The sequence below is a fragment of the Pseudomonas sp. GW823-FHT03E05 genome, assembly GCF_058796855.1.
The window spans coordinates 192,818-215,655 of the sequence record NZ_JBXAJB010000003.1; the positions used below are offsets into that span (position 1 = coordinate 192,818).

A 22,838-nucleotide genomic window follows, 5' to 3' on the forward strand; every position below is an offset into this window, starting at 1 on the left:
TTAATCCGGCGCTCCCGCCTTGCCTTGCAGGTCGCGCCAGGTCAGGTAGACCCGCAGGTCGAACTCCAGCTGGTGATAGCCCGGCAGCATATGCTCGCAGAGCTTGTAGAACGCCTTGTTGTGATCCGATTCCTTGAAGTGGGCCAGCTCGTGCACCACGATCATCCGCAGGAATTCCGGCGCCGCCTCCTTGAACAGCGAAGCGATGCGGATCTCTTTCTTGGCCTTGAGCTTGCCGCCCTGCACCCGGGAAACCGTGGTATGCAGGCCCAGGGCACGGTGGGTCAGGTCCAGACGGTTGTCGAACAGCACCTTGTCGATGGCCGGCGCATTGCGCAGGTATTCCTGCTTGAGCTCCAGAGCGTAGCTGTACAGCGCCTTGTCGCTCTGTACGGCGTGCCGGCCCGGGTAACGCTGGCTCAGGTAGTCGCCCAGGCGCTGTTCATCGATCAACTGGCGCACTTGCTGCTGCAAGGCAACGGGATAGGCCTGGAGGTATTTGAGTGCGGTCATGAAGGGGCAACGCAGGGCATAAAAGGCGCCAGTGTAGCGAATTCAGGCCTGTAGCGCGCTCCAGTCAAAGGGCTGGGCAAACTGGCTGGCGATACTGGCGGTCAGCGGCCGAGCCACCAGGAAACCTTGCACATACTCGCAGCCATTGGCCTTGAGCCACTGGTATTGCTCGAGGGTTTCCACGCCCTCGGCGATCACCAGCAGGTCGAACTGCTTGCACAGGTCGATCACGCAGCGGGCAATGGCGGCATCCCTTGGCGAGGTCAGTAGGCGGGCAATCAGGTGGCGATCGAGCTTGAGGGTGTCCAGTTGCAGGTCACGCAGGTAGGCCAGGCAACAACTGCCCGAGCCGAAGTCATCCAGGGCCACCCGCACCCCCAGCTGACGCAGGAGCTGCAACTGTTTGCGGGTGTCATCCAGGTTCTGGGTCAAGGCGGCCTCGGTAACCTCCACCTCCAGTTGGCGCGGTTGCAGGCCATGGCGCGACAGCACCTGGCGCAGCTCGGCCACCAGGTTGGGCATGTTGAACTGGGTGGCACTGAGGCTGACGCCCAGCACCAGGTCGGGGCTGAACACCTGCTCCCAGTCCTTGCGCTGGGCCGCGCCCTGTTGATAGATCCAACTGCCCAGGCGGCTGATCAGCCGTGCCTCCTCAAGCAGGGGCAGGAACAGCCCCGGAGGCACGTCGCCCACACTCGGATGACGCCAGCGCAGCAAGGCTTCGAAACCGCGCAGGCGCCCGTCGGCAATGGCCACCTGGGGCTGGTACACCAGGGTGAATTCCTTGCGCTCCACGGCGCTGCGCACGCTTTCCTCGAGCATCAGCCGCGAACGGGCGCGGCCATTCATCTCATGATCGTAGTAGCGGTACTGCTGGCGGCCGGCGCGCTTGGCTTCGTACATGGCGATGTCCGCCGCCCGCAACAGGCCGTCCAGGTTGGAGCCGCAGTCGGGGTAGATGGCGATGCCGATACTCGCCCCCAGCACCACCTCCAGGCCATCGATCTGCTGGTTGATGGACAGGCGTTCGATCAGCTTCTCGGCGATCTTCGCCGCCTGCTCGGGGAAGCTCAGTTCCAGCAGCGCGGTGAATTCGTCGCCGCCCATGCGCCCGAGAATGTCGAAGGAGTGCAGGCAGTCCTTCAATTGCTCGGAAACCCAGCGCAGCACCCGGTCGCCGGCGTCGTGCCCCAGGGAGTCGTTGACCCGCTTGAAGCCGTCGAGGTCCAGGTAGAGCAGGACCAGGGACTTTCCCGAGCGGTCGCTGCGCAGCAGGATGTTTTCCACCGTCTGATAGAAGCCGCGGCGGTTGAGCAGGCCGGTCAGCGGGTCGGTCACGGCCTGGTATTCCAGTTGCTGGTGCAGGTGACGCACTTCGGACATGTCCAGCAGGGTGACCACCATTGCCTTCTGGTCACTGGGCAAGGGCGCACAGGACAAGGCCACGCTGATCAACTGGCCGGGCACGGTGCGCATCTGAGCGTCGTGCAGGCGATAGGTTTCGCCCCGGCGATAACAGGCGTAGAGCTCGGAGCCGCTCCAGTCGGGAACGTGGGGCTTTTGCAGGTAGTCGAGAAAGGGCGAGCCTTCCAGCTCCTTGACCTGGGCATTGAGCAGGCGCGAGACCGCCGGATTGGCGAAACGCACGCACCCGCCCTCGTCCACCACCAGGATGCCCTCGGCAGCGTTGTCCAGCACCGAGGCATTGAAGGCCCGTGCCACCTCCAGGTCGTGGCTGAGGTGCTGCAGGGCCCGGCGGTTGCGCTGATGCTCCAGCAGGGCCTGGACCTTGGGCTTGAGAATCTGTGGGTCGAACGGCTTGAACAGGTAGTCCACGGCGCCACTGGCATAGCCCTTGATCACAGCGTCCTGAGACTGTTCGTTGGCGGTGAGAAAGATGATCGGGGTCAGCCGGGTACGTTGGCTGCCACGCATCAGGCGGGCGACTTCGAAGCCATCCATGCCGGGCATCTGTACATCCAGCAACACCAGGTCCACTTCATGTTCGAGCAGCAGGCCCAGGGCCTCGACCCCCGAGGCGGCGGTCATCACCTGCCAGTCCTGGCGCTGCAACAGAGCACGCATGCTGAGGAGGTTTTCAGGATAGTCATCGACGATCAGAAGAGTGGAGTGGCCTTCGGCTGGCTCTGGTTGCACGCATTCCATGCTGCTTCTCTTGTCTGTAATAAGACTGAACGGGTGTAAAAACCCGGTAAAACCTAAGGTTTCACTCTAGACCCGGATCCTCAAAAGCAGAAGCTGCCAACACGCCATCACTTCGCCAATGGGCACGACTCCCGACTAACGGTCACAGAGTTGCCGCATAAAAACCGGGATAGATGGCATTTCGACATTTTGCTGACGCCATATATCCGCCATACGGGCCTCGCCAAGCACCGCTTCTGCGCTATAAAGACCCCCTAAGAAGCGCAGGCTAAAGCCTTCGGCCACCTGCATCAGTCATGCCTTGCGGAAAACCACCATGATCGACCTGGCAACCTGGAACCTCAGCGTTCCCGTCGGCAGCCCGCCGGCGACCATCGACACCCCGACACTGGTCAAGGGGTTCAAGGACCAGTATTTCCACTCCGATACCGGCACCCTGTTCTTCTGGTCGCCGGTGACCGGCTCGAAAACCGAGAACGCCATCTACCCGCGCACCGAGCTGCGCGAGACCTACTCCAACGGCACCTTGCGCAACTGGACCTACCCCGAAGCGGACAACCTGCTGTACGCGACCCTGGCGGTGAACCAGGTGCCCTCCTCGGGCAAGATCGTCATCGGCCAGATCCACGCCTACAACAGCACCAAGCCGCTGGTGAAGGTCGAGTACCAGTACAAGACCAGCAAGGGCAGCGGCAACATCGTGGCCAAGGTGCGCCTGCACCCGGACGACGAGGAAGGCCGTGTCATCACCATCGCCGAGAACGTGCCCATGGACCGGGAGTTTTCCTACCTGATCCACCTGAGCCCGGGCGGCGCCCTGGGCGTCAGCGCTGCCGGCTATCAGTGGGACAGCCAGTTGAGCGCGACCTGGCGCGACAAGCCGCTGTACTTCAAGGCCGGGGTTTATGTGCAGGACAACACCGGCTATACCAGCGAAGGCGGCAAGGTGACCTTTTCCAAGCTGGACATCGACCACAACAAGACCTGACCCCCCTCCCTGCGTAGGAGCCGGCTTGCCAGCGCCTACGAAGGCAAGAATTCCGGATACAAAAAAGCCCGCATCGCTGCGGGCTTCTTCGTTCGACGCTTAGGCTCAGTTGACCTTGGCGTTCAGCTCACCCTTGAGGTAACGCTGGAACATGGCTTCCAGGGAGATCGGCTTGATCTTCGAGGCGTTGCCGGCGGTGCCGAAGGCTTCGTAACGGGCGATGCAGACATCGCGCATGGCGGTCACGGTGGCGCCGAAGAACTTGCGCGGGTCGAACTCGCTGGGGTTGGTGGCCATCAGGCGGCGCATGGCACCAGTGGATGCCAGGCGCAGGTCGGTGTCGATGTTGACCTTGCGTACGCCGTACTTGATGCCTTCGACGATTTCTTCAACCGGCACGCCGTAGGTTTCTTTGATGTCGCCGCCGTACTGGTTGATGATCGCCAGCCACTCTTGCGGAACCGACGAAGAGCCGTGCATCACCAGGTGAGTGTTAGGGATGCGCTTGTGGATTTCCTTGATGCGGTCGATGGCCAGTACGTCGCCGGTAGGCGGCTTGGTGAACTTGTAGGCGCCGTGGCTGGTACCGATGGCGATGGCCAAGGCATCCACCTGGGTCTTCTTGACGAAGTCCGCGGCTTCTTCCGGGTCGGTCAGCATCTGGCTGTGGTCCAGCACGCCCTCGGCGCCAATACCGTCTTCTTCACCGGCCATGCCGGTTTCCAACGAACCCAGGCAGCCCAGTTCGCCTTCTACCGACACGCCGCAGGCGTGAGCCATGGCTACGGTTTGCTGGGTAACACGGACGTTGTATTCGTAGTCGGTCGGGGTCTTGCCGTCTTCACCGAGGGAGCCGTCCATCATCACCGAGGAAAAGCCCAGTTGGATGGAGCGCTGGCAGACGTCAGGGCTGGTGCCGTGGTCCTGGTGCATGCACACCGGGATATGCGGAAACTCTTCGATGGCAGCCAGAATCAGGTGACGCAGGAAAGGCGCGCCGGCGTATTTGCGGGCGCCGGCCGAAGCCTGGACGATCACCGGGGAGTCAGTCTTGTCAGCGGCTTCCATGATGGCGCGCATCTGCTCAAGGTTGTTGACGTTGAAGGCTGGAACGCCGTAGCCGAACTCGGCTGCGTGGTCCAGCATCTGGCGCATGCTGATGAGTGCCATTGTGTGTGTCTCTCCCGGTCGAGGGTCGTTAATCGTGCAAGCCTGCCGTAGCGGCGACTGCTATTCAAGTGATTGCAGATCGGGGGTCAACCCGCTCTGTTCCATTCGTTAAAACCAAATCTCTACAGCCACGCAGGAGCCGGCTCGCCAGTGAAAGGGGCCTTGAACCTTGCACAGGTCTGGAGGCCGCCTCCGCTGGCAAGCCTGCCCCTACATGGCCTTGCAGCCGCGGCCGATCAGGTCATTGGTGGCGACCCAGTAGACCAGGCCCTCCTCGCCCTTGACGTGAAACGCCAGCATGTCGTCGCTGTACAGCGAGCCCGAACCGCTGGGCTCAAGCTTCAGGCGGCGTACCTGGTCGTCGCCCCCCAGGCGCACGTCGACGGCCTTGCGGCTGTCGTCGGTGTAGCGCCAGAGCACCTGGGCCTGGCTGTCGCAGGTCCAGGTGGTCCAGTTGTCAGTGGTCGGCGACTTGAGCAGGTTCAGGTTGGCACAACCTGCCAACAAGCCCAGCATCGCCACGGCGATCAAACCTTTCATCAATGTTCCTCGGCGGGCGGCCAACAGGCCCCGGCGCGTTGCGTTAACCCATCTGACCCGTCAAGGGCAACCCTGTTCCCTGGCCTTTGACGGCGTCTCGTACTTCTCCAGGCCCTCAGGGCCCAGGCGCTTGTTGATCACCGGAGCCGTCTCGGCCTGCCAGTCAGCCTGGTAGCAGCCTTTCTGCACCTCGCCGGCATCCTCCGCAGGCGTTGCCTTGGGGGCACTGGAACAGCCCGCCAGCAACGCCACGGCGATCAACAGTGGCAACGTCTTGACCATCAGAACACTCCTTTGCCCGGCCAATCGAGGCCTCAGGCCTTGGCCCGGGCTTCCAGGACTTCAACCGCCGGCAGCACCTTGCCCTCGACGAACTCGAGGAAGGCGCCGCCACCGGTAGAAATGTAGGAGATCTGCTGGGCTACGCCATATTTGTCGATGGCTGCCAGGGTATCGCCGCCGCCGGCAATGGAGAACGCGGCGCTGTCAGCGATGGCCTGGGCCAGGACCTTGGTGCCATTGCCGAACTGGTCGAATTCGAACACGCCCACCGGACCGTTCCAGAGGATGGTCCTGGAGGATTTCAGCAGTTCGGCGAACTGCGCGGCAGTCTGCGGGCCGATGTCGAGAATCATGTCGTCATCGGCCACATCGGCGATCAGCTTGACGGTGGCCGCAGCGCTCTCGGCAAATTCCTTGGCCACCACCACGTCCACCGGCAGCGGTACGCTGACCTTGGCGGCGATGGCGCGAGCGGTGTCCAGCAGGTCCGGCTCGTACAGCGACTTGCCCACCGGATGCCCGGCAGCGGCGAGGAAGGTATTGGCGATGCCGCCACCGACGATCAACTGGTCGCAGATCTGGCTCAGGCTATTGAGCACGTCCAGCTTGGTCGACACCTTGGAGCCGGCAACGATGGCCGCCATCGGCTTGGCCGGGTCGCCCAGGGCCTTGCCCAGCGCGTCCAGCTCAGCGGCCAGCAAAGGACCAGCAGCAGCCACTTTGGCGAACTTGGCCACGCCATGGGTCGAACCCTCGGCGCGGTGCGCGGTGCCGAAGGCGTCCATCACGAACACGTCGCACAGGGCAGCGTATTGCTGGGCCAGCTCGTCGGCGTTCTTTTTCTCGCCCTTGTTGAAGCGCACGTTCTCGAACAGCACGATGTCGCCGGCCTTGACCTCGACACCACCCAGGTAATCGGCCACCAGCGGTACTTCGCGACCCAGGGCGCGGCTCAGGTAGTCGGCCACCGGCTTGAGGCTGTTCTCGGCGGAAAACTCGCCTTCGGTCGGGCGGCCCAGGTGCGAGCAGACCATCACTGCCGCGCCTTTTTCCAGGGCCAGCTTGATGGTCGGCAGCGAAGCCAGGATTCGCGCATCGCTGGTGACAACACCGTCCTTGACTGGGACGTTGAGGTCTTCACGGATCAGCACGCGCTTACCTTGCAGATCGAGGTCGGTCATCTTCAACACGGTCATGGGTCGCAATTCCTGGGTTACTGTTCTTCAGAAACAGAGAGTTGAGTGTCAGTGCGTGGAGCGGCTGTGTGCAGGTAGTGCCCAGCTACGTCCAGCATTCGGTTGGCAAAGCCCCATTCGTTGTCGAACCAGGCCAGGATGTTCACCAGCCGGGGGCCGGAAACACGGGTCTGACTGGCATCGACGATCGCCGAATGGGGATCATGATTGAAATCACAGCTGGCATGCGGCAGCTCGGTGTAGGCCAGCAGGCCCTTGAGCGGACCGCTGGTGGCGGCCTCGCGCAGGATCCGGTTGACCTCGGTGGCGTCGGTATCGCTCACGGTCTGCATGGTGATGTCCAGGCAGGACACGTTCACCGTCGGCACCCGCACTGCTTTGGCCTGAATTCGCCCGGCAAGTTCCGGCAACAGGCGCTCGATACCCCGCGCCAGACCGGTGGACACCGGGATCACCGACTGGAAGGCCGAACGGGTACGCCGCAGGTCTTCATGGTGATAGGCGTCGATCACCGGCTGGTCGTTCATCGCCGAGTGAATGGTGGTGATCGATACGTACTCCAGGCCAATGGCCTGATCCAGCAGGCGCAACAGCGGCACGCCGCAGTTGGTGGTGCAGGAGGCGTTGGACACCAGCCGTTCGTCGCCGCTCAGGCAGTCCTGGTTCACCCCATAGACGATGGTGGCGTCGACATCCGCCTCGCTGGCCATCGGCTGGGAGAACAGCACCCGCGGCGCGCCGGCGTCGAGAAAACGCTGGCCGTCTTCGCGGGTGTGGTAGGCACCGGAGCATTCCAGCACCAGATCGACGCCCAGGGACGCCCAATCGATGCCTTCGGGGGTGGCACTGCGCAACACTTTCACGCAGTTGCCATTGATATGCAGACAATCGCCATCGACCTTCACCTCACCGGGAAAACGCCCGTGGGTGGAATCGAAGCGTGTCAGGTATTCAACGCTGGCCATGTCGGCCAGATCGTTGATGGCAACGATCTCGAACCCGGCCGCAGCCCCTCGCTCGAACAGAGCACGCAAGACGCAACGACCAATCCGGCCGTAGCCGTTGAGTGCAACTTTGTAGGGACGCGGTTGAGGCATGGGGTTCTCAATGACCGGTGGTGAAACCATCAGCTTCGTGCTGCCTGCGCCATCGTCATCGCGAGCAAGCTCGCCCCCACAAGGACGGTATACATCCCTGCAGGAGCGAGCTTGCTCGCGATTGCGTCAGTACAGACAACCCGGCTTCCGGGTTTAGTCTTCCAGCAACTCTTCAGCCTGGCCCAGGATGTTGTCCAGGGTGAAGCCGAACTCTTCGAACAGTGCCGAAGCCGGAGCCGATTCGCCGTAGGTGGTCATGCCGATCACGCGACCTTCCAGACCCACGTACTTGAACCAGAAGTCGGCATGAGCCGCTTCGATCGCGATACGTGCGCTGACCTGCAGCGGCAGAACCGATTGCTTGTAGCCAGCGTCCTGAGCATCGAACACGCTGGTGCAAGGCATGGAAACCACGCGCACCTTGCGGCCTTGCTCGGTCAGTTTGTCGTAGGCCTGAACGGCCAGGCCGACTTCCGAACCGGTGGAGATCAGGATCAGTTCAGGCTCGCCTGCGCAGTCCTTCAACACATAGCCACCGCGGCTGATGTCGGCGATCTGGCCGGCATCGCGGGTTTGGTGCTGCAGGTTCTGGCGCGAGAAGATCAGCGCCGAAGGGCCGTCTTTACGCTCCAGCGCGTTTTTCCAGGCCACCGCCGATTCAACGGCATCGGCTGGACGCCAGGTGTCGAGGTTCGGCGTGGTACGCAGGCTGGTCAGTTGCTCGATCGGCTGGTGCGTCGGGCCGTCTTCGCCCAGACCGATGGAGTCGTGGGTGTAGACATGGATCACACGCTTCTTCATCAGCGCCGACATGCGCACTGCGTTGCGGGCGTATTCCATGAACATCAGGAAGGTCGCGCCGTAAGGCACCAGGCCGCCGTGCAGGGCAACGCCGTTCATGATGGCGGTCATGCCGAACTCGCGCACGCCGTAGTACATGTAGTTGCCGCTGGCATCTTCAGCGCTGACACCCTTGCAACCTTTCCACAGGGTCAGGTTGGAACCGGCCAGGTCGGCCGACCCACCGAGCACTTCCGGCAGCAGGGGGCCGAAAGCATTCAGGGTGTTCTGGCTGGCCTTGCGGCTGGCGATGGTTTCGCCCTTGGCGGCTACTTCGGCGATGTAGGCGTCGGCCTTCTCGGCGAAGTCGGCAGGCAGGTCACCGCTCAGGCGACGTACCAGTTCGTTGGCTTCGGTTGGGAAGGCAGCGGAATAGGCCGCGAAACGCTGGTCCCACTCGGCTTCGGCAGCGCGACCTTTTTCCTTGGCATCCCACTCGGCATAAATGTCGGCCGGGATTTCGAACGGGCCATAGTTCCAGTTCAGCGCCTGGCGGGTCAGGGCGATTTCCGCGTCGCCCAGTGGCGCGCCGTGGCAATCTTCCTTGCCCTGCTTGTTCGGCGAACCGAAACCGATGGTGGTCTTGCAGCAGATCAGGGTCGGCAGCGGGCTCTTGCGCGCGGTGTCGATGGCGGTCTTGATCTCTTCCGGATCGTGGCCGTCGACGTTGCGGATCACTTGCCAGTTATAGGCTTCGAAACGCTTGGGCGTGTCGTCGGTGAACCAGCCTTCGACTTCGCCGTCGATGGAGATGCCGTTGTCATCGTAGAAGGCGATCAGCTTGCCCAGGCCCAGGGTGCCGGCCAGGGAAGCGACTTCGTGGGAAATGCCTTCCATCATGCAGCCATCACCCAGGAACACGTAAGTGTGATGGTCGACGATGTTGTGGCCTGGACGGTTGAACTGCGCCGCCAGGACTTTCTCCGCCAGGGCAAAGCCCACAGCGTTGGCCAGGCCCTGGCCCAGCGGGCCGGTGGTGGTTTCCACGCCTGGGGTGTAACCGACCTCCGGGTGGCCCGGGGTGCGGCTGTGCAGTTGGCGGAAGTTCTTCAGGTCATCGATCGACAGGTCGTAGCCGGTCAGGTGCAGCAGCGAGTAGATCAACATCGAGCCGTGGCCATTGGACAGCACGAAGCGGTCGCGGTCGGCGAAGGATGGGTTGCTCGGGTTGTGCTTCAGGTAGTCACGCCAAAGTACTTCGGCGATATCCGCCATACCCATAGGGGCACCTGGATGGCCGCTGTTGGCTTTTTGCACGGCATCCATGCTGAGGGCACGAATGGCGTTGGCACGCTCACGACGGCTTGGCATCGCTGATCTCCTGGGGATTGAATAAAACGAAACGGAAAAAAGGCCTGCATTTTCCCTCAGGCGTCAGGCGGGGGCAATGACAGATAGTCACTCAGGCATGTTTTTCCCCTGCTGAAGACACAATCCATTGATGAAACCCCTTCGCCACTCGTTGACTGTAGAAGCAGAGGCTCTGGAAAAGCCCCTGCAGACTCCAATATCAAAACTTTTTGATATTGGCCTTGCGAGCATTTGCGGGCATCTCTAGACTGCTGCCCCATGAACCTGCCCGCGCCTGCCATCAGCCATGACGATTGCGACGAACTGGCGGCCCTGTGCAAGGCCGGCGGCGACCCCCTGCGGCTGAATGTATTGCGCGCGCTGAGCAACGATTCGTTTGGTGTGCTGGAGCTGGCGCAGATCTTCGCCATCGGCCAGTCGGGCATGAGCCACCACCTGAAGGTCCTGGCCCAGGCCAGCCTGGTGGCAACCCGCCGTGAAGGCAATGCGATTTTCTATCGCCGCGCCCTGCCCCATACCGGGCTCCTGGGCGGCAAACTACACGCAGCCTTGCTGGAAGAGGTCGACCAGCTGAACCTGCCGGGCGAGGTACAGGCCCGGATCAGCCTGGTGCACCGGCAGCGGGCTGCAGCCAGCCAGGACTTCTTTTCCCGGGTGGCGGAAAAATTCCGCGCCCAGCAGGACCTGATCGCAGGACTGCCCCAGTATCGCGACAGTGTGCTGGCGCTGCTGGACAAACTGAGTTTCGACCCAGTGGCCACGGCCATTGAAGTCGGCCCCGGCGACGGTGGATTTCTCCCCGAGCTGGCCCGACGCTTTGCCCGGGTTACCGCGCTGGACAACAGCCCGGCGATGCTGGAGCTGGCACGCCAGCTGTGCGAACGCGATACATTGGCTAACGTCAGCCTGCAATTGGCCGATGCACTGAACGGTGTACAGCTGCAGGCCGATTGCGTGGTGCTGAACATGGTCCTGCACCATTTCGCCGCGCCGGCCGAGGCCCTCAAGCAGATGGCCCAATTGCTGCAACCAGGCGGCAGCCTGTTAGTGACAGACTTGTGCAGCCACAACCAGAGTTGGGCCAAAGAGGCTTGCGGCGATCTCTGGCTAGGGTTCGAACAAGATGATTTGGCCCGTTGGGCCACCGCTGCGGGACTGACTCCCGGGGAAAGCCTGTATGTAGGCTTACGTAATGGTTTCCAGATCCAGGTTCGCCATTTTCAGCGACCGGCTGGCGACACTCACCATCGGTAAATTTAGGAAACCTTCAAGATGAGCGAATACTCCCTTTTCACCTCCGAGTCCGTGTCTGAAGGGCATCCGGATAAAATCGCTGACCAGATTTCCGATGCGGTGCTGGACGCCATCATTGCCCAGGACAAGCACGCCCGCGTAGCGGTCGAGACCCTGGTCAAGACTGGCGTGGCCATTGTTGCCGGCGAAGTCACCACCAGCGCCTGGGTCGACCTGGAACAGATCGTTCGCGATGTGATCTGCGATATCGGCTACACCAGCTCCGACGTCGGCTTCGACGGTGCTACCTGCGGCGTGATGAACATCATTGGCAAGCAGTCCCCCGACATCAACCAGGGCGTCGACCGCGCCAAGCCGGAAGATCAGGGCGCTGGCGACCAGGGCCTGATGTTCGGCTACGCCAGCAACGAAACCGAGGTGCTGATGCCGGCGCCGATCACCTTCTCGCACCAACTGGTCCAGCGCCAGGCCGAAGCCCGCAAATCGGGCCTGCTGCCTTGGCTGCGCCCGGACGCCAAATCCCAGGTCACCTGCCGCTACGAAGGCGGCAAGGTGGTCGGTATCGATGCCGTGGTGCTGTCGACCCAGCACAACCCCGAGGTGTCCTACAACGACCTGCGCGAAGGCGTGATGGAGCTGATCGTCAAGCACGTGCTGCCTGCCGAGTTGCTGAGCAAGGACACCCAGTTCCACATCAACCCGACCGGCCAGTTCATCATCGGTGGCCCGGTAGGTGACTGCGGCCTGACCGGCCGCAAGATCATCGTCGACAGCTACGGCGGCATGGCCCGTCACGGCGGTGGCGCGTTCTCCGGCAAGGATCCATCCAAGGTCGACCGTTCCGCCGCTTACGCCGGTCGCTACGTGGCCAAGAACATCGTTGCCGCCGGCCTGGCCGAGCGCTGCGAGATCCAGGTGTCCTACGCCATCGGCGTGGCCCAACCGACCTCGATCTCGCTGAACACCTTCGGCACCGGCAAGATCAGCGACGACAAGATCATCAAGCTGGTACGCGAAGTGTTCGACCTTCGCCCCTACGCAATCACCACCATGCTCGACCTGCTGCACCCGATGTACCAGGAAACCGCTGCCTACGGTCACTTCGGCCGGGCTCCGCAAACCAAGACCGTGGGTGACGACACCTTCACCACCTTCACTTGGGAAAAGACCGACCGCGCCGACACCCTGCGCGCCGCTGCCGGCCTGTAAGCTTCACCTGGCAACATCCAAAGCCCCGCCCGGCTCGCCCGGCGGGGCTTTTTTGTCGCCTGAAGTTTCTTGCACATCCCGCAAACCGGCGCTGGTACGGGGCCGAGCGAGCAAGGACACAGGTGCTCGCTGACGGGGAAACACCTCGCAACCACCTTCGTCCCGGCCTTCAGCCAATCCCCTCTAGCCTTTAGCGCATGACCCACAGAGCAAGGATGCTCCCCATGCTGCCAAGAGCCGTTGTGCTGCTGAGCCTCACTCCATTCTTCGCCCAGGCCGCCTGCCCCGACTGGCCGGTTCCCCGTGCCACCGATGAAATCACCGCCCTGCAGCAGCAACTGCAGCGCTGGGATAGCAGCTATTACCGTGACGGCCGATCACTGGTGGCGGATGAGCTCTACGATCAGGCCCGCCAGCGCCTGCTCACCTGGCGCCAGTGCTTCCCCCAGGCTCCCCGTGCAATGGACCAGCCCCTGCTCGGCGCCGGGGGCAGCATCCGCCACCCCATCCCCCACACAGGAGTGGAAAAACTCGCCGATGCCAATGCCGTGACGGGGTGGTTCAAGGGCCGCGACGACATCTGGGCGCAACCCAAGGTCGACGGCGTAGCGGTGACCCTGATCTACCACCAGGGGCAGTTCCAGCAAGCACTCAGCCGTGGCGACGGCGTGCATGGCCATGACTGGACCCGTGCAGCCTGGCAAATCGAGGCCATACCCAAACGACTGCCACGGCCCGTCGACCTGTTGCTGCAAGGAGAGCTCTATCTGCGCCTGGAGCAGCATGTCCAGGCTCGCTCCGGCAGCCTCAAGGCGCGCAACCGGGTGGCAGGCTGGATGGCGCGCAAACAGCTGACGGCGGCGGAGGCGGCGCAGATCGGGCTGTTTGTCTGGGACTGGCCCCAGGGCCCGGCTACGTTGAGCGAACGCCTGGAGCAACTGGCAGACCTGGGCTTTGTCGAACCCCGCGAGTACAGCCGGCCCGTAGGCGGCTTCGCCGATGCACAACAGTGGCGGGCCCGCTGGTATCGCTCGCCACTGCCCTTTGCCAGTGACGGCATCATCCTGCGGCAAAGCCGGCGTCCCGCCGCCGAACGCTGGCAGGCCAAGGCCCCATACTGGATTGCCGCCTGGAAGTACCCCTACGCCCAGGTGCTGGCCAGCGTTCGTCAAGTCGATTTTCGTATCGGCCGCACGGGGCGCATCACGCCCCTGCTGGAGATCGAGCCGGTGACCCTGGACGACCGGCAGATCCGCCGTGTCAGTCTCGGCTCGCTGCAACGCTGGCGATCCCTGGATATAGTTCCCGGCGATCAGGTAGCCATCAGTCTCGCCGGGTTGAGCATCCCGCACCTGGATGAAGTGGTACTCAGAAGCACCCTGCGCCAGAGCATCCAGCCCCCGCGAGAAGCCGACTTTCACTTCCTGAGTTGCTGGCAGCCATCACCCGGCTGCGAGGAACAATTTCTGGCCCGACTGACCTGGCTCAGCAGCAAACAAGGCCTGAACCTGCAGAATATCGGCAGCCGGACCTGGGCCCGGCTGGTTGAAACAGGCCGTATCAAAGGCCTGCTGGATTGGCTGACCCTGGATCAGGCAGAGCTTGCTAACATTGCCGGCTTTGGTGATCGCAGCAGCAAGCGTTTGCTCGAGAGTCTGCACAGCGCCAGGCAACAGCCCTTCCCTCGCTGGCTCAAAGCCCTCGGCATCCCGCCCAGTGGCTCGGCCGACCTGAGCGGGCCATGGCAGGCCCTGGCCATGAAAAGCAGCCTGGACTGGCAGAATGAAGCCGGTATCGGAGCGGAGCGGGCCGCACAACTGGTGGCGTTTTTTCGCGCGCCAGAGGTCCTGGCCTTGCAAGGCGCCCTGAACAGCGCCGGTATCGAAGGTTTTTAGCCCGATGGCACGTGGAACCACCCAAGCCGGAATACGCTCCAACAGCCCATTCCCGGTACAACAGTCAGTATTTTTATTGTTTATTTCTTGATCTTTTTCACCTGGAGCCTTCAATGAAACTTTTTCCATCGCTCGCCACCCTGACCCTCTGCAGCCTGATGAGCGCGCCACTGCTGGCCGCCGAGCAGGCCCCCGAGCTGACCGGCTGCGCCGCCAAGCGCCAGGCCATCATGAACCAGATCGAACAGGCCAAGGCCCACGGCAACAGCAATCAGCAGGCCGGCCTGGAGCGCGCCCTGAGCGAAGTGACCGCCCACTGCACCGACGCCTCGCTGAAGAAAGAGCGGGAAAACAAAGTGCTTGAGGCCAAGCATGAGGTCAGCCGACGCCAGGCCGACCTGGAAAAAGCCATGAAGAAAGGTGACTCGGAGAAGATCAACAAGCGCAAGGACAAGCTTGCCGAGTCGCGCAAGGAACTGCAGCAAGCCCTGGACGAACTGGACAAGTAAGCAACCTGATGCCGCGGCCCTGCTCAGCAGAGCCGCCAATCAGTGATTGCGGAACTCTTTGTGGCAGGCGCTGCAAGCATCCTCGACCTTCTGCACCGCCGGCCCCAGATTGCTGGCCTTGTAGGGCTGGACCTGGCTGATCGTCACCAGCTCACCGGTGGCGGCTTCCAGGGTGCGGGCCAACTCCTGGAAACGCGCCTGCTTGCGCCAGACGTCATCGGTGGCGCTGCTGTGATCCTCTTCCTTGACCTCGGGGAAGTGCTTCCACGGCTCATGGGACAGGCTGTCGAGTTTCACCGCGCCTTCGGCAAAGCGCGCGCCGTCGAAAGGAATCCGCCCACGCAGCATGCCCCCCAGGTCCTCGCCGGTCTTGAGCATCTGCTTGAAGATCGCCTTGCGCTGGCCCAGGGGAGAATTGGGATCGACACCGCCACAGGCGGAAAGCGTCAGGCAGGCCAGCAATACAACAGAAAGTCTTTTTAGCGTCATGGTGGCTTCAGGTCTGGTCACGGAAACGGCGGCCAGTATCCTCGCCTCCCCGGCAAAGACCAATAGCCCTATTAATAATATGGGTTGTCCCCCATCACCAATGCGGCGGGCAGCCTCTCAAGGAAATACAGCATGAACCCGAGCCCGCTCCGCTGGCCTCGCCATCTGCTCTGGGCCCTGCCGGCCCTGGCGCTGCTCGCTGGCTGCAACGGCGGCGACAATACCAAGCCAGCCCCCACCCACGCCCTGGCCACCTACAACAGCGCCACCTGGGACGCCCTGCCCAACGTCGCCGACAACGACCTGCTGGCCGGTTTCGGCTCCTGGCGCAGCGCCTGCACCCGCCTCAAGGCCGACCCGGTGTGGGGCGCCACCTGCGCCGCAGCCGCGACGGTGCCGCAAACCCCCGAGGCCATCCGCGGCTTTCTTAAGGAGCACCTGCAGGTCTACGGCCTGCGCTCGGGCAACGGCAGCAGTACCGGCCTGATCACCGGCTACTACGAACCGGTCTATCCCGGCAGCCTGACCCAGACCCAGGTGGCCAATGTGCCGGTATACGGCGTGCCGGAGGACATGATCATCGTCGCCCTGGACAGCCTCTACCCGGAGCTCAAGGGCAAGCGCCTGCGTGGCCGGCTCGAAGGCCGGGTACTCAAGCCCTATGACGATGCGGCGACCATCGAAAGCAAGGGAACCAAGGCCCCGGTGATTGCCTGGCTGACCGACGCCATGGACCTGCAATTCCTGCAGATCCAGGGTTCCGGGCGAATCCAGCTGGATGACGGGCGCCAATTGCGGATCGGCTATGCCGACCAGAACGGCCACCCCTACCGTCCCATCGGCCGCTGGCTGGTGGATCAGGGCGAGCTGAAGAAAGAGGACGTGACCATGGGCACCATTGCCGCCTGGGCCAAGGCCCACCCGGCACGGATTCCCGAGCTGCTGGGCAGCAACCCCAGCTACGTGTTCTTCAACCGCAACCCGGATAGCAATGAAGGCCCGCGGGGCTCGTTGAACGTACCGCTGACGTCAGGCTATAGCGTGGCCGTGGACCGCAAGGTGATCCCGCTGGGCAGCCTGCTGTGGTTGTCCACCACCCGCCCGGATGGCAGCAGCCTGATACGGCCGGTAGCCGCCCAGGACACGGGCGGCGCAATCACCGGTGAGGTGCGCGCCGATCTGTTCTGGGGCACGGGCGATGCCGCGGGGCAGCTGGCCGGAGACATGAAGCAGCAGGGCCAGATCTGGATGCTCTGGCCCAAGGGCGTAGCGCTGCCCAAGGTGCCGGAAGTGCCCGACGCCCCTTGAGCCCCTGCGGGAGCCGGCTTGCCGGCTCCCGCAAAAGGGTGTCTCAGACTGAAACGAAGAAGAAACTGGCGATCAGGCCCATGCCCACGAACCACACCAGGGACCGCAGGATCGCCCAGTCCGCCAGGTAGCAGATCATGTACAGCAGGCGGCTGGTGATAAACAGCACCGCCAGCACGTTGATCGTCACCAGCTCGGCGTTACCTGCCACATGGGCGATGATCACCGCCGCAGCGAATGCCGGGGTCACCTCGAAACCGTTGAGCTGCGCGTTGTGGGCACGCTTGGGCAAACCCTCCAGAGTACTCAGGAACGCCCGTGGGTCATGGTTGTAGCGAAGCCCGTATTTGCCGGCGCCCTTGGCGATGGCAGTACAGAGATAGGGCAGGATGATTGCAATCAACACACACCAGAAAGCGACAGTCATGGAGCAAATCCTTTTTTAGAGTTTTTAGGGAGCCTTCAGAACTTCATCACCAACATGCCAATCAGCACCAGTCCACAGGCTAAGAGCCGTGGCCGGCCGAAAGGTTCTTTCAGGTAGCGCATGCCGAACAGCACCACCAGGATCACACTGATTTCACGCAACGCAGCCGCTTCGGCGATCGATCCCAGTTGCATGGCCCAAAGCACCAGAGCGTAGCTGAACAACACGCAAAACCCGACGCTCAGCCCCAGGCGCCACTGCTCGCGCCAGAACAGGGCAAAGGCCGGGCGCTTCCAGACCACCGCCACCAGCGGAAAGGGCCAGGCGCTGAGCAGCGTGACCCAGGTCAGATAATCCAGCGGGTGCGACCAGCGGCGCAGCGCCTGGCCGTCAATATAGGTGTAGCAACCGATGCACAGGCCGATCAGCGCCACCACCGGCAGCATCGACCAGGGCAACCGCGCCCCACCGCCGCCCTGCCAGAGCAGGCAGAGCATGCCGAAGGGAATCAGCAGAATGCCTAGGACCTGCTGAGTGCTCAGCGCCTCGCCGGCGAAGACCAGGGTCAACGCCAGCACCACCAATGGCGAAAGTCCGCGCATCAACGGGTACACCAGCCCGAGATCCCCCACGCGATAGGCCTGGATCAGCAGATAGCGATACAAGAGCTCGAATGCCGCCGAGGCGATGATCCAGGGCCAGATATCCAGTGGTGGGGATTCGAGAAAAAACAGCATGATGGCCACGAACAGCAGGGCCACGGTGTCCATGCAGGCCACCACCAGCAAGCGCTCGCCACTGAACTTGATCAGGGTGTTCCAGGCTGCGTGCAACAACGCCGCCACCAAAACCAGACTTGTCGCCAGCACCTTGCACTCCCTGGTTGCCTGAAAAAGCCGGATACCGCACATCCGGGCAGAAGCCGGGAATCCTCGCATGCCTGCGGCCCTGCTTGCACGGGCTACCGGCGCATTTGGCAGTGCCAGCAGCCAATTCGGCAACATGGGCATGTTCGAGGTACTTTTCCCCAAGTGCCTGCAACGTCGGGTCGAGGCTGTGGTCAATGGCTGCGGTCAGGCGACGATGGCGAAAACTGTGTCCCTCGCCGACGCCGGTACATCAAACCCTTAGCCTGAAAGCATTCAGGTCGCTTTTTCTGTAATCATCCAAAGGAGTCCGGATGCTTGAACTTGTCGCTGCCTTTATCTGCCTGACGACGCTGCTCACCTACGTCAACTTCCGCTTTATAGGCCTGCCACCGACCATCGGCGTGATGGTCACCGCCCTGCTGTTCTCGCTGCTGCTGCAAGGCCTGAGCTACCTGGGCTACCCCGGCCTGGAAGAACATGTGGAAGAATTGATTGGCAAGATCGACTTCGGCGATCTGCTGATGAACTGGATGCTGTCGTTCCTGCTGTTCGCCGGCGCCCTGCACGTCAACCTCAACGACCTGCGCAGCTACCGCTGGCCCATCGGTCTGCTGGCCACGGTTGGCGTGCTGATCGCCACCTTCGTCATCGGCAGCCTGGCCTACTGGATCTTCGGCCTGTTCGGCTGGCACGTGAGCTTTCTCTACTGCCTGCTGTTCGGCGCGCTGATTTCCCCCACCGACCCGATTGCGGTGCTGGGTGTACTGCGTACCGCCAACGCTTCCAAGCCACTGAAAACCACCATCGTTGGCGAATCGCTGTTCAACGACGGCACCGCGGTAGTGGTGTTCACCGTGCTGCTGGGCATCGCTCAACTGGGGGAAACCCCGACCGTGGCTGCCACGGCCTGGCTGTTCGTGCATGAGGCCATTGGCGGCGTACTGTTCGGCGGGCTGATCGGCTACCTGGTGTATCTGATGATCAAGAGCATCGAGCAGCACCAGATCGAAGTGATGCTGACCCTGGCCCTGGTCATCGGTGGTTCGGCGATGGCCAGCGAGCTGCATGTCTCGGCGCCGATTGCCATGGTGGTGGCCGGCCTGATCATCGGCAACCTGGGACGCAACCTGGCGATGAACGACATGACCCGGCGCTACCTGGACGGTTTCTGGGAGTTGCTCGACGACATGCTCAATGCCCTGCTGTTCGCCCTGATCGGCCTGGAGCTGTTGCTGCTGCCGTTCAACTGGCTGCACCTGGCGGCTGCCAGCCTGCTGGCGGTGGCCATCGTGCTCTCTCGCGTGCTCACCGTGGCCCCGGCAATCCTCCTGTTGCGGCGCTGGCGCAGCGTGCCCCGGGGCACTATCCGCGTGCTGACCTGGGGCGGCTTGCGCGGTGGCGTCTCGGTGGCGCTGGCGCTGGCCCTGCCCCTGGGGCCGGAGCGTGACCTGGTGCTGAGCATCACCTACATCGTGGTGTTGTCGTCGATCCTGCTGCAGGGTCTGACCATCGGCAAACTGGTGCGCCATGTCACCCAGGATGCCCCGGCGGCCAAGGCCGAGGCCCACTGATCATTTCTTGATCTGCCGCGGATCGGGCGCCGGTGCCCGGTCCGCGTTCCTGTTCGGCTTGCCACTTTCACTGCGCACCTGGGCATGGCTAATCAGGGCGAAGATGAAACTGCCTCCAATGATGTTCCCGGCCAGGGTCGGCCCGGCGAACACCATCCAGAAATCCCGCCACGGCAACTCGCCGGCAAATACCAGGTAGGACACTTCCGCCGAGCCCACCACGATGTGAGTGAAATCCCCCAGCGCCATCAGGTAGGTGATCAGGATGATGATCCACAGCTTGGCGCTCTCCATGGACGGGATCATCCAGACCATGGTGGCAATCATCCAGCCGGAGATGATGCCCTTGGCGAACATCTGCGCTCTGTCGTTCTCCATGACCTTGCGGCCGATTTCCAGAAAGGCCTGATCGGTCTTGCCGTCGAAAATCGGCAAGTGCAGCATCACATAGGCCACCAGCAGGGTGCCGCACAGGTTGCCCACCAGCACCACGCCCCACAAGCGCAGCAAGCGCCCGAAGTTGTTCAGGCTCGGCTTGCTCATCACCGGCAGCACGGCAGTCAGGGTGTTTTCCGTGAACAGTTGCTGGCGCGCCAGAATCACCGCCAGAAAACCCGCGCAATAGCCAAAGCTGGCAATGACCTTGAAGGCCTCGCCGTCGGGCAGGCGGGAGTTGAGCAGGCCCATGCCCATCAGCGACAGGCCCATGGTCAGGCCGGCAGCCAGGGCCGACCACCAGAGGGCTGCGACACTGCGCTCCAGTTCCTGGTCGCCCTGGGTGCGGATGATTTCATGCAGGACCGCCGCGCGGGGCGGCTGGTTATGGTCGACCTCATGCTGCTCTTGAGCAGAGAGGCCGGGGGTCTTGCCATCTTTTTGCGCGTCCATAAGGCTCCTGAACCAGGCGGGTCATTTAGCTACGACACGCTGGGCTCAGGGCTGTTCCTTTCTGCGCAAGGCATCAGGCGTCGGAAGCGTCATCCTTGAACTGGTCTTTGACGTATTTGATTTCGGTGCGGCCGTGAGGCGCCGGCAGGCCGTCTTCCCCCAGGTTGACGAAGACCATCTTCTCCACCGTGAGAATGGATTTGCGAGTGATCTTGTTGCGCACTTCGCACGTCAGGGTGATCGAGGTGCGACCGAATTCGGTGGCGGTGATACCCAGCTCGATGATGTCGCCCTGGCGCGAGGCGCTGACGAAGTTGATTTCCGAGATGTACTTGGTCACGACTCGCTGGTTGCCCAGCTGGACAATGGCGTAGATCGCCGCTTCTTCGTCGATCCAGCGCAACAGGCTGCCGCCGAACAGCGTGCCGTTGGGGTTGAGGTCTTCGGGTTTTACCCACTTGCGGGTGTGGAAATTCATATGCACTCCTGACCGTCCTGCCAATTGATGCCCGGCATAATGGCAGACCGGGCAGTCATGCTCTATGCAACATCGACTATGGTCGCGATTAACGATCTTCATCCAGGTGACATAAACACTTTTGGAAGTCTGGCTCAGGCGGCTATAATCGCCACCGTTTCAAAACGGTCATCTGCACTTGATACCGTTTTCCCGCCACCTGTCCGAGGGGCGCTGCAGCAGGCATGACCTGTCAGGCTCGGATGGGGCGTTGTTGGTACAGGGCTCCCTGTATGGACACTAAACGCACAACGGCGCCCATTCGCACACTACGAATGGAGGCTCTTGATGAGCGCTGTAAACACGCCTGCAGGTTTTACCGACTACAAAGTCGCCGACATCTCCCTGGCTGCCTGGGGTCGTCGCGAAACCATCATCGCCGAATCGGAAATGCCGGCCCTGATGGGTCTGCGCCGCAAGTACCTGGCTGAACAGCCACTCAAGGGCGCCAAGATCCTCGGCTGCATCCACATGACCATCCAGACCGCCGTGCTGATCGAAACCCTGGTTGCCCTGGGTGCCGAAGTACGCTGGTCGTCCTGCAACATTTTCTCGACTCAAGACCAGGCTGCAGCCTCCATCGCCGCTGCCGGCATTCCTGTGTTCGCCTGGAAAGGCGAGACCGAAGAAGAGTACGAGTGGTGCCTGGAGCAGACCATCCTCAAGGATGGCAAGCCTTGGGACGCCAACATGATCCTCGACGACGGCGGCGACCTGACCCAGCTGCTGCACGACAAGTACCCACAAGTACTGGACCGCGTTCACGGCGTGACCGAAGAAACCACCACCGGCGTGCACCGCCTGCTGGACATGCTGGCCAAGGGCGAGCTGAAGGTTCCTGCGATCAACGTCAACGACTCGGTGACCAAGAGCAAGAACGACAACAAGTACGGCTGCCGTCACAGCCTGAACGACGCCATCAAGCGCGGCACCGACCACCTGCTGTCCGGCAAGCAAGCGCTGGTCATCGGCTACGGTGACGTGGGCAAGGGCTCGGCCCAGTCCCTGCGTCAGGAAGGCATGATCGTCAAGGTTTCGGAAGTGGACCCGATCTGCGCCATGCAAGCCTGCATGGACGGTTTCGAGCTGGTTTCGCCGTTCATCGACGGTATCAACCACGGCACCGAAGCCAGCATCGACAAAGCCCTGCTGGGCAAGATCGACCTGATCGTGACCACCACCGGTAACGTCAATGTTTGCGACGCAAACATGCTCAAGGCCCTGAAAAAGCGTGCCGTGGTCTGCAACATCGGCCACTTCGACAACGAAATCGACACCGCTTTCATGCGCAAGAACTGGGCATGGGAAGAAGTGAAGCCACAGGTGCACAAGATCCACCGCACCGGCCCTGGCGATTTCGATGCACAGAACGACGACTACCTGATCCTGCTGGCCGAAGGCCGCCTGGTGAACCTGGGCAACGCCACCGGTCACCCAAGCCGCATCATGGACGGTTCGTTCGCCAACCAGGTCCTGGCACAGATCTTCCTGTTCGGCCAGAAGTACGCCGACCTGTCGCCGGCCCAGAAAGCCGAGCGTCTGACTGTTGAAGTACTGCCGAAGAAACTCGACGAAGAAGTGGCCCTGGAAATGGTGCGCGGCTTCGGCGGCGTGGTCACTCAACTGACCAAGCAACAGGCTGAATACATCGGCGTAACCGTCGAAGGCCCGTTCAAGCCAGACGCCTACCGCTACTAAGAGCAGCTGCAGGCGGCAAGTCATCAGCGGCAAGCAAAGAGCCAAAAGCTCTGCTTGCTGCAACTGACCTGGTGCTTGCCCTAATCGCTATAGCAGTTTCA

General features: G+C 62.3%; 21 protein-coding genes and 1 riboswitch. Of the genes, 8 read left to right on the plus strand and 13 right to left on the minus strand.

The genetic code is table 11. The features are described from left to right. A complete protein-coding gene (locus tag AC1RCO_RS13830; RefSeq protein ID WP_011063953.1) occupies positions 1-513 on the minus strand; it encodes a M48 metallopeptidase family protein in 513 nt (170 codons plus the stop codon). Between the two features lie 42 nt (positions 514-555). Next, a complete protein-coding gene (locus AC1RCO_RS13835; protein WP_011063954.1) occupies positions 556-2,679 on the minus strand; it encodes a putative bifunctional diguanylate cyclase/phosphodiesterase in 2,124 nt (707 codons plus the stop codon). A gap of 316 nt (positions 2,680-2,995) precedes the next feature. Between AC1RCO_RS13835 and AC1RCO_RS13840 the strand changes: the two genes are divergently transcribed. Then, positions 2,996-3,667 (plus strand): polysaccharide lyase family 7 protein, encoded by a 672-nt coding sequence (locus tag AC1RCO_RS13840; protein WP_011063955.1) that lies wholly within the window; start codon positions 2,996-2,998, stop codon positions 3,665-3,667. 105 nt (positions 3,668-3,772) lie between these two features. Here AC1RCO_RS13840 and fba read toward each other — a convergent pair whose 3' ends face one another. From fba to tkt, 6 genes are all read right to left on the minus strand, one after another. After that, positions 3,773-4,837 (minus strand): class II fructose-bisphosphate aldolase, encoded by a 1,065-nt coding sequence (gene fba, locus AC1RCO_RS13845; protein WP_003229012.1) that lies wholly within the window; start codon positions 4,835-4,837, stop codon positions 3,773-3,775. A gap of 210 nt (positions 4,838-5,047) precedes the next feature. After that, on the minus strand, positions 5,048-5,377 hold the full coding sequence (locus AC1RCO_RS13850) for an MliC family protein (RefSeq protein WP_011063956.1): 330 nt from the start codon (positions 5,375-5,377) through the stop codon (positions 5,048-5,050). Between the two features lie 60 nt (positions 5,378-5,437). Next, the gene (locus AC1RCO_RS13855) at positions 5,438-5,659 is read right to left on the minus strand and encodes a hypothetical protein (RefSeq protein WP_011063957.1); all 222 of its coding nucleotides are present in this window, start codon (positions 5,657-5,659) and stop codon (positions 5,438-5,440) included. Between the two features lie 32 nt (positions 5,660-5,691). After that, positions 5,692-6,855, minus strand: a complete 1,164-nt coding sequence (locus tag AC1RCO_RS13860; protein ID WP_194238017.1) for a phosphoglycerate kinase — start codon at positions 6,853-6,855, stop codon at positions 5,692-5,694. Between the two features lie 17 nt (positions 6,856-6,872). Next, a complete protein-coding gene (gene epd / locus AC1RCO_RS13865) occupies positions 6,873-7,952 on the minus strand; it encodes an erythrose-4-phosphate dehydrogenase (RefSeq protein ID WP_011063959.1) in 1,080 nt (359 codons plus the stop codon). 153 nt (positions 7,953-8,105) lie between these two features. Then, complete coding sequence (tkt, locus tag AC1RCO_RS13870; RefSeq protein ID WP_492617803.1) at positions 8,106-10,103, minus strand: transketolase; 1,998 nt, start codon at positions 10,101-10,103, stop codon at positions 8,106-8,108. A 258-nt stretch (positions 10,104-10,361) separates the two neighbouring features. Here tkt and AC1RCO_RS13875 point away from each other — a divergent pair, with 258 nt between their 5' ends. From AC1RCO_RS13875 to AC1RCO_RS13890, 4 genes are all read left to right on the plus strand, one after another. Next, positions 10,362-11,357 (plus strand): ArsR/SmtB family transcription factor, encoded by a 996-nt coding sequence (locus AC1RCO_RS13875; RefSeq protein WP_445493873.1) that lies wholly within the window; start codon positions 10,362-10,364, stop codon positions 11,355-11,357. A gap of 18 nt (positions 11,358-11,375) precedes the next feature. Beyond that, positions 11,376-12,566 carry a methionine adenosyltransferase gene (gene metK / locus AC1RCO_RS13880; protein WP_015637335.1) on the plus strand — a complete coding sequence of 397 codons (1,191 nt, stop codon included), beginning with the start codon at positions 11,376-11,378 and terminating at the stop codon, positions 12,564-12,566. A gap of 224 nt (positions 12,567-12,790) precedes the next feature. Then, positions 12,791-14,461, plus strand: a complete 1,671-nt coding sequence (gene ligB, locus AC1RCO_RS13885) for an NAD-dependent DNA ligase LigB (protein ID WP_443692391.1) — start codon at positions 12,791-12,793, stop codon at positions 14,459-14,461. A 113-nt stretch (positions 14,462-14,574) separates the two neighbouring features. Then, the gene (locus tag AC1RCO_RS13890; RefSeq protein WP_011063964.1) at positions 14,575-14,970 is read left to right on the plus strand and encodes a DUF1090 domain-containing protein; all 396 of its coding nucleotides are present in this window, start codon (positions 14,575-14,577) and stop codon (positions 14,968-14,970) included. Between the two features lie 39 nt (positions 14,971-15,009). Here the strand turns inward: AC1RCO_RS13890 and AC1RCO_RS13895 are convergent, their stop codons facing one another. Next, positions 15,010-15,459 (minus strand): c-type cytochrome, encoded by a 450-nt coding sequence (locus AC1RCO_RS13895; RefSeq protein ID WP_011063965.1) that lies wholly within the window; start codon positions 15,457-15,459, stop codon positions 15,010-15,012. Positions 15,460-15,591: 132 nt separating this feature from the next. On the opposite strand from AC1RCO_RS13895, the gene mltA reads away from it, so the two are divergent. Then, on the plus strand, positions 15,592-16,767 hold the full coding sequence (mltA, locus tag AC1RCO_RS13900) for a murein transglycosylase A (RefSeq protein WP_445493869.1): 1,176 nt from the start codon (positions 15,592-15,594) through the stop codon (positions 16,765-16,767). A gap of 43 nt (positions 16,768-16,810) precedes the next feature. Here mltA and AC1RCO_RS13905 read toward each other — a convergent pair whose 3' ends face one another. Continuing rightward, positions 16,811-17,194 (minus strand): MAPEG family protein, encoded by a 384-nt coding sequence (locus AC1RCO_RS13905; RefSeq protein ID WP_011063967.1) that lies wholly within the window; start codon positions 17,192-17,194, stop codon positions 16,811-16,813. Positions 17,195-17,229: 35 nt separating this feature from the next. Then, positions 17,230-18,063, minus strand: a complete 834-nt coding sequence (locus tag AC1RCO_RS13910; RefSeq protein WP_194238019.1) for an EamA family transporter — start codon at positions 18,061-18,063, stop codon at positions 17,230-17,232. A 311-nt stretch (positions 18,064-18,374) separates the two neighbouring features. On the opposite strand from AC1RCO_RS13910, the gene AC1RCO_RS13915 reads away from it, so the two are divergent. Next, positions 18,375-19,634, plus strand: coding sequence for a cation:proton antiporter (locus AC1RCO_RS13915; protein WP_011063969.1), 1,260 nt, complete (start codon positions 18,375-18,377; stop codon positions 19,632-19,634). Here the strand turns inward: AC1RCO_RS13915 and AC1RCO_RS13920 are convergent, their stop codons facing one another. Both AC1RCO_RS13920 and AC1RCO_RS13925 read right to left on the minus strand, forming a co-directional pair. Then, positions 19,635-20,522 carry a formate/nitrite transporter family protein gene (locus AC1RCO_RS13920; RefSeq protein ID WP_011063970.1) on the minus strand — a complete coding sequence of 296 codons (888 nt, stop codon included), beginning with the start codon at positions 20,520-20,522 and terminating at the stop codon, positions 19,635-19,637. 73 nt (positions 20,523-20,595) lie between these two features. After that, on the minus strand, positions 20,596-21,000 hold the full coding sequence (locus tag AC1RCO_RS13925) for an acyl-CoA thioesterase (RefSeq protein WP_011063971.1): 405 nt from the start codon (positions 20,998-21,000) through the stop codon (positions 20,596-20,598). 199 nt (positions 21,001-21,199) lie between these two features. Beyond that, positions 21,200-21,306, plus strand: a riboswitch (S-adenosyl-L-homocysteine riboswitch). Positions 21,307-21,327: 21 nt separating this feature from the next. On the opposite strand from AC1RCO_RS13925, the gene ahcY reads away from it, so the two are divergent. After that, complete coding sequence (gene ahcY / locus AC1RCO_RS13930) at positions 21,328-22,737, plus strand: adenosylhomocysteinase (protein ID WP_011063972.1); 1,410 nt, start codon at positions 21,328-21,330, stop codon at positions 22,735-22,737. Positions 22,738-22,838 lie beyond the last annotated feature (101 nt).